This is a genomic window from Herbaspirillum sp. UBA812 (genome assembly GCF_002296545.1).
Taxonomy (GTDB): Bacteria; Pseudomonadota; Gammaproteobacteria; order Burkholderiales; family Burkholderiaceae_D; genus Herbaspirillum; species Herbaspirillum huttiense.
Genome location: NZ_DBIC01000063.1, coordinates 21,533 through 26,881 on the forward strand (window position 1 = coordinate 21,533; position 5,349 = coordinate 26,881).

The following is a 5,349-nucleotide window of genomic DNA, read 5'->3' on the forward strand; positions in this document are numbered from 1 at the left end:
AGGTATCGGCTCGCCGGTCTTGCCATCGATGGCGCGCACTTGTTCATCCGGGCTTTCTTCTGTGAGATGCTCAGGTCCAAACTTTGGTAGCCAGTCGCCTTGAGTTGTTTGATAAAAATTGGTCGTGACTGCTTCACCGCTCGCATTGCCCACGCCATCAACCTCATTGAGCGTAGAAAGCAACGGACACCCAGCACTGGTCTTCATCCCATGAATAACCTGAGCCCGTCCATTGGTGAGCGTAGAGCGCGGAAAACCATCAGCAATGATGCAGTCCTTTCGGCAAGCCACCCGAGCCCCCTGAAAGGCATAAGCCCGCCCATGGCTGCGGCAGGTCTGGTCACCCTCAATCACCGTCCCGCCGCAGGCGGCTTTATCGCCATAGCGAATCCAGCCGATGATCTTCATGCGCCATCCCCTGTCGGCGCCAGGTAGCCAGCTTGCAGCAGCCCCGGTATGCCGGCATCGTCGGCGTATTCCCGAATTTGTGCTGTGTTTTGCAGACTGCTGGTGATCGTGTCCCGATTGTCGGTCGTGCTGCCGACGATGGCCATCGGATGGCCTTTGCAGGTCAAGGCTGCGCCGGCACCTGAGACGATCCTGCTCTCACTCCCGTCCTGATATCGCACGATGTCACCGACGCAGGCGATGCGGTGTCCCTTGACGTGCATGCTGCTGCTGGCCGTGGAGATTTCCCCGCCAAGCCGCGTGGCCGAAGCCAGCGTTGCTAGCGCATGGCTGCCTTTGATGGGTCGTCTGTCGATGCCGGCAAGAAAATCGTTTGCCAGGCGTTGTCCGTCAAATTCCTTGTGTTCCATCTTTGCTCCTTCCGTCAGTTGGCAACTTGCCCAAACAGCCCATCAGCGCTCACTTCAAGAGATGCCGATATTTTTGGGTGGAAGGAGTGTAGATTTGGCAGTGCGGAAACCCGCTTGCCCTCAAGCAATCAGCTGCGTTTTCTCGAATACCATCGAGCTGGCGCCAAAAAAAACGCCGGCAAAGGCCGGCGTTGTCGGTACTGCAAAGGCAAGTGCCCAGATCAGTCGCGGAAGTTGTTGAACTCCAGCGGAATCTCCTTGATCTCCTTGCGCAGCAGCGCCATGGCCGCCTGCAGGTCGTCGCGCTTGGCGCCGGTGATGCGCACAGCGTCGCCCTGGATACTGGCTTGCACCTTCATCTTGCTGTCCTTGATGACGCGCACGATCTTCTTGGCATCGTCGCTTTCGATGCCGTTCTTCACCTTGATGACCTGCTTGACCTTGTCGCCGCCGATCTTCTCGATCTTGCCTTCGTCCAGGAAACGCACATCGACGTTGCGCTTGGTCATCTTGTTGGTCAGTACGTCGCGCACCTGGCTGAGCTGGAAGTCCGAGTCGGCGAATGCAGTCAGTTCACGCTCCTTCTGCTCGACGCGGGCATCGGTGCCCTTGAAGTCGAAACGGGTGGAAATTTCCTTGTTGGCCTGGTCCACGGCGTTCTTGACTTCCACCAGGTTGGCTTCGCAGACGGTATCGAATGAGGGCATGGCTTGTTCCTTATGTTCTTGCAGCCGGCGAAGGCCGGCGTCTGAGCCGTGATTTTAACGGAGTGAGGCTCGCGCCGCCATCGCCTGGCCGCTGACAGCGGATTTGCCGCGCGCGGGCGATATAATCCCACCCCTATGAGCACTTCTTCACTTCCCGTCCGCCACGACGTTTCCCTGCGCGCCCTCAACACCTTCGGCATCGAGGCCAGTGCCCATGCCTACCTGCCTGTGGAGGGCATCGAGCAGCTGCGCACCTTGCGCCAGGACGCCGGCCTCATGGCCTTGCCGCGCCTGGTCCTGGGCGGCGGCAGCAACCTCCTCCTGACGCAAGACTTCAGCGGATTGGTGCTGCATATGCAGAACCGGGGCATAGACATCGCCGGCGAGGACGACAACTTCATCTACGTGCGCGCCGCCGCCGGGGAGAACTGGCACGCTTTCGTGCAGTGGACGCTGCAACAGGGGCTGGGCGGGCTGGAGAATCTTTCACTCATCCCCGGCAGCGTCGGTGCCGCGCCCATCCAGAACATCGGTGCCTACGGCATCGAGATCAAGGATCGCTTCCACAGTCTGCAAGCTTTCGACCTGATCAGCGGCGAGCTGCTGACGCTGGATCGCAAGGCCTGCCGCTTCGGCTACCGCGACAGCGTCTTCAAGCATGCGCTGCGCGACCGCGCCGTGGTCCTGGAGGTGACATTCGCTCTCCCGAAGCGCTGGGAAGCCAACGCCAATTACGCCGACGTCGCCCAGGCCCTGCAGGAGCGCGGCATCACCGAGCCCGGTCCGCGCGACATCGCCGAGGCCGTCATCGCCATCCGCACCCGCAAGCTGCCAGACCCCGCCCGGATCGGCAACGCCGGCAGCTTCTTCAAGAACCCCATCGTGCCGGCCCGCCTGCGCGATACCCTGCTGGCGCAATACAGCAACCTGGTCAGCTATCGCGTCGATGAGGATCACTACAAGCTGGCCGCCGGCTGGCTGATCGACCGCTGCGGCTGGAAGGGCAAGACCATGGGGCGTGCAGGCGTGTATGAACAGCAGGCCCTGGTGCTGGTCAACCGGGGCGGTGCCACGGGGGCTGAAGTGGCCAGGCTGGCCAAGGCGATCCAGGATGATGTGAAGGAAAAGTTCGGCGTCCAGCTGGAGCCGGAACCGGTCTTCATCTGAGAACACTCCGGTCTGAAGACGTAAAAAAGCCGTCCGGTATCGCTACCGGACGGCTTTTTTATTCAGAGGCCGAGAAGATCAGCCGAAGTGGCAGACGTAATCCAGGGTCTCGGTCACTTCGATGTCGAAGCTGGAGTTGCCCGGCACGCTGAAGGTGGTGCCTGCAGCGTAGGTGTTCCAGGCTTCTTCACCCTTCAGGCGCACGCGGCAGCTGCCGCCGTTGATTTCCATGATTTCCGGTGCGCCGGTGCTGAAGTTCAGCGTCGAGGGCAGGATCACGCCCAGGGTCTTCTTGGTCCCATCGGCCAGCAGCACGGTGTGCGAAACACACTTGCCGTCGAAGTAGACATTGCCCTTTTTCAGGACGGTGACGTTGTCGAATTGAGTGCTCATCGAATCGCTTCCATTAAACGGTAAAGGTGAATCCAGCAGGAATTACTTTTCGTCACGGCCCAGCAGCGGCAGCGACACGGCGGTGCTGGAATCCAGCAGGCCGGTGTTCTGGTAGATCGACAGCTTCTGGCGGGTGTCGGCGATGTCCAGGTTGCGCATGGTCAGCTGGCCGATACGGTCGATTGCGGAGAAGCTGCCTTCGCCCTTTTCCATGGTCAGGCGTTCCGGGTGGTAGGTCAGGTTGGGCGACTCGGTGTTGAGGATCGAGTAGTCATTGCCGCGACGCAGTTCCACCGTCACTTCGCCGGTGATGGCGCGTGCCACCCAGCGCTGGGCGGTTTCGCGCAGCATGATGGCCTGCGAGTCGAACCAGCGGCCCTGATACAGCAGGCGGCCCAGCTTGCGGCCGTTGTCGCGGTATTGTTCGATGGTGTCTTCGTTGTGGATGCCGGTGACCAGGCGCTCGTAGGCGATGAACAGCAGGGCCAGGCCCGGGGCTTCGTAGATGCCGCGGCTCTTGGCTTCGATGATGCGGTTCTCGATCTGGTCGCTCATGCCCAGGCCATGGCGGCCACCGATGCGGTTGGCTTCCAGGATCAGCTCGGTCATGCTGGCGAAGGTCTTGCCGTTGAGCGCCACCGGACGGCCTTCTTCGAAGCGCACGGTGACGGTCTCGGCCTTCACTTCAACGTCATCGCGCCAGAACGCCACGCCCATGATGGGCTGCACGATCTTGATGCCGCTGTTGAGGAATTCCAGGTCCTTGGCTTCGTGGGTCGCGCCCAGCATGTTGGAGTCGGTCGAGTAGGCCTTTTCCACCGACATCTTGTAGTCGAAGCCGGACTTGATCATGAACTCGGACATTTCCTTGCGGCCGCCCAGTTCGTCGATGAAGGTGCTGTCCAGCCAGGGCTTGTAGATCTTCAGGTTGGGGTTCACCAGCAGGCCGTAGCGATAGAAGCGCTCGATGTCGTTGCCCTTGTAGGTGCTGCCGTCGCCCCAGATGTCGACGTTGTCTTCACGCATGGCCGACACCAGCATGGTGCCGGTCACGGCACGGCCCAGCGGGGTGGTGTTGAAGTAGGTGATGCCGGCAGTGGAGATGTGGAACGCGCCGCTTTGCAGGGCTGCGATGCCTTCGTTGGCCAGCTGTTCGCGGCAGTCGATCAGGCGCGCCAGTTCGGCACCGTATTGCATGGCCTTCTTGGGGATGGCGTCATAGTCCGGCTCATCCGGCTGGCCCAGGTTGGCGGTGTAGGCGTAGGGGACAGCGCCTTTCTGGCGCATCCAGGTCAGCGCGGCGCTGGTATCGAGGCCGCCGGAGAAGGCGATGCCGACTTTTTGATTGACCGGGACGGATTGCAGGATGTTGGACATGATCTTGACGTTGCGATGAAGTGAAGTGTTGAGCGTGATTCTTGTGCTGGGGGAATGGGCAGCAGGGCGGCTTAATCGAAGCGGCCGTGCACCAGATATTCGAGCAGGGCCTTCTGCACATGCAGGCGGTTTTCCGCCTCTTCCCAGACCACCGATTGCGGGCCGTCGATCACTTCGGCGGCCACTTCCTCTCCACGGTGTGCGGGCAGGCAGTGCATGAAGAGCGCATCCTTCTTGGCGCGCGACATCTTGGCCTGGTCCACGATCCAGCCATCGAAGGCCTTCAGGCGGGCATTGTTCTCGGCTTCGAAGCCCATGCTGGTCCACACGTCGGTGGTGACCAGGTCGGCATCCTGGCAGGCATCGGCCGGATCGGCGAAGAAGGTGTAATTCTTGTTGCCCGGCGAAACCTGGGCCGGATCGATGTCGTAGCCCTTGGGGGTGGAGACGTTGACGTGGAAGCCAAAAACCTCGGCCGCCTGCAGCCATGAATAGAGCATGTTGTTGGCGTCGCCGACCCAGGCCACGATCTTGCCCTGGATGCTGCCGCGATGCTCGATGTAGGTGAACACATCGGCCAGCACCTGGCAGGGATGCTGCTCGTTGGTGAGACCGTTGATGACCGGCACGCGCGAATGCTTGGCAAAGCGCTCGATGATCTCCTGGCCGTAGGTGCGGATCATGATGACGTCGCACATGCGCGACATCACCTGCGCCGCATCTTCCACCGGTTCGCCACGGCCAAGCTGGCTGTCGCGGGTGTTGAGGTAGATCGCCGCACCGCCCATCTGGTGCATGCCGGCTTCGAAGGAGAGGCGGGGGCGGGGCTTGGTTTTTTTGTACAACATCACCAAGGGAAGATCGGCCAACGGGTGATGGGGGTGGGG

At 61.1% G+C, this 5,349-nt stretch carries 7 protein-coding genes; 1 reads left to right on the forward strand and 6 read right to left on the reverse strand.

The window, feature by feature from the left end:
• From B3873_RS04040 to B3873_RS04050, 3 genes are all read right to left on the reverse strand, one after another.
• Window positions 1-408, reverse strand: a 408-nt coding sequence (locus tag B3873_RS04040; RefSeq protein ID WP_286864160.1) for a PAAR domain-containing protein, incomplete at its 3' end; no start/stop codon positions are given.
• On the reverse strand, window positions 405-818 hold the full coding sequence (locus B3873_RS04045) for a PAAR domain-containing protein (RefSeq protein ID WP_286864162.1): 414 nt from the start codon (window positions 816-818) through the stop codon (window positions 405-407). The genes B3873_RS04040 and B3873_RS04045, both read right to left, overlap by 4 nt.
• 221 nt (window positions 819-1,039) lie before the next feature.
• Window positions 1,040-1,525 carry a YajQ family cyclic di-GMP-binding protein gene (locus B3873_RS04050; RefSeq protein ID WP_034333613.1) on the reverse strand — a complete coding sequence of 162 codons (486 nt, stop codon included), beginning with the start codon at window positions 1,523-1,525 and terminating at the stop codon, window positions 1,040-1,042.
• Window positions 1,526-1,660: 135 nt separating this feature from the next.
• Between B3873_RS04050 and murB the strand changes: the two genes are divergently transcribed.
• A complete protein-coding gene (gene murB / locus B3873_RS04055; protein ID WP_286864163.1) occupies window positions 1,661-2,692 on the forward strand; it encodes a UDP-N-acetylmuramate dehydrogenase in 1,032 nt (343 codons plus the stop codon).
• 78 nt (window positions 2,693-2,770) lie between these two features.
• Here the strand turns inward: murB and B3873_RS04060 are convergent, their stop codons facing one another.
• From B3873_RS04060 to argF, 3 genes are all read right to left on the reverse strand, one after another.
• Complete coding sequence (locus tag B3873_RS04060) at window positions 2,771-3,085, reverse strand: pyrimidine/purine nucleoside phosphorylase (protein ID WP_034333616.1); 315 nt, start codon at window positions 3,083-3,085, stop codon at window positions 2,771-2,773.
• A 42-nt stretch (window positions 3,086-3,127) separates the two neighbouring features.
• Entirely contained in the window at window positions 3,128-4,462 is a 1,335-nt protein-coding gene (gene argG, locus B3873_RS04065) for an argininosuccinate synthase (RefSeq protein ID WP_286864165.1), read from the reverse strand.
• Window positions 4,463-4,533: 71 nt separating this feature from the next.
• The coding region (argF, locus tag B3873_RS04070; protein WP_286864167.1) for an ornithine carbamoyltransferase at window positions 4,534-5,349 on the reverse strand (816 nt) is incomplete at its 5' end.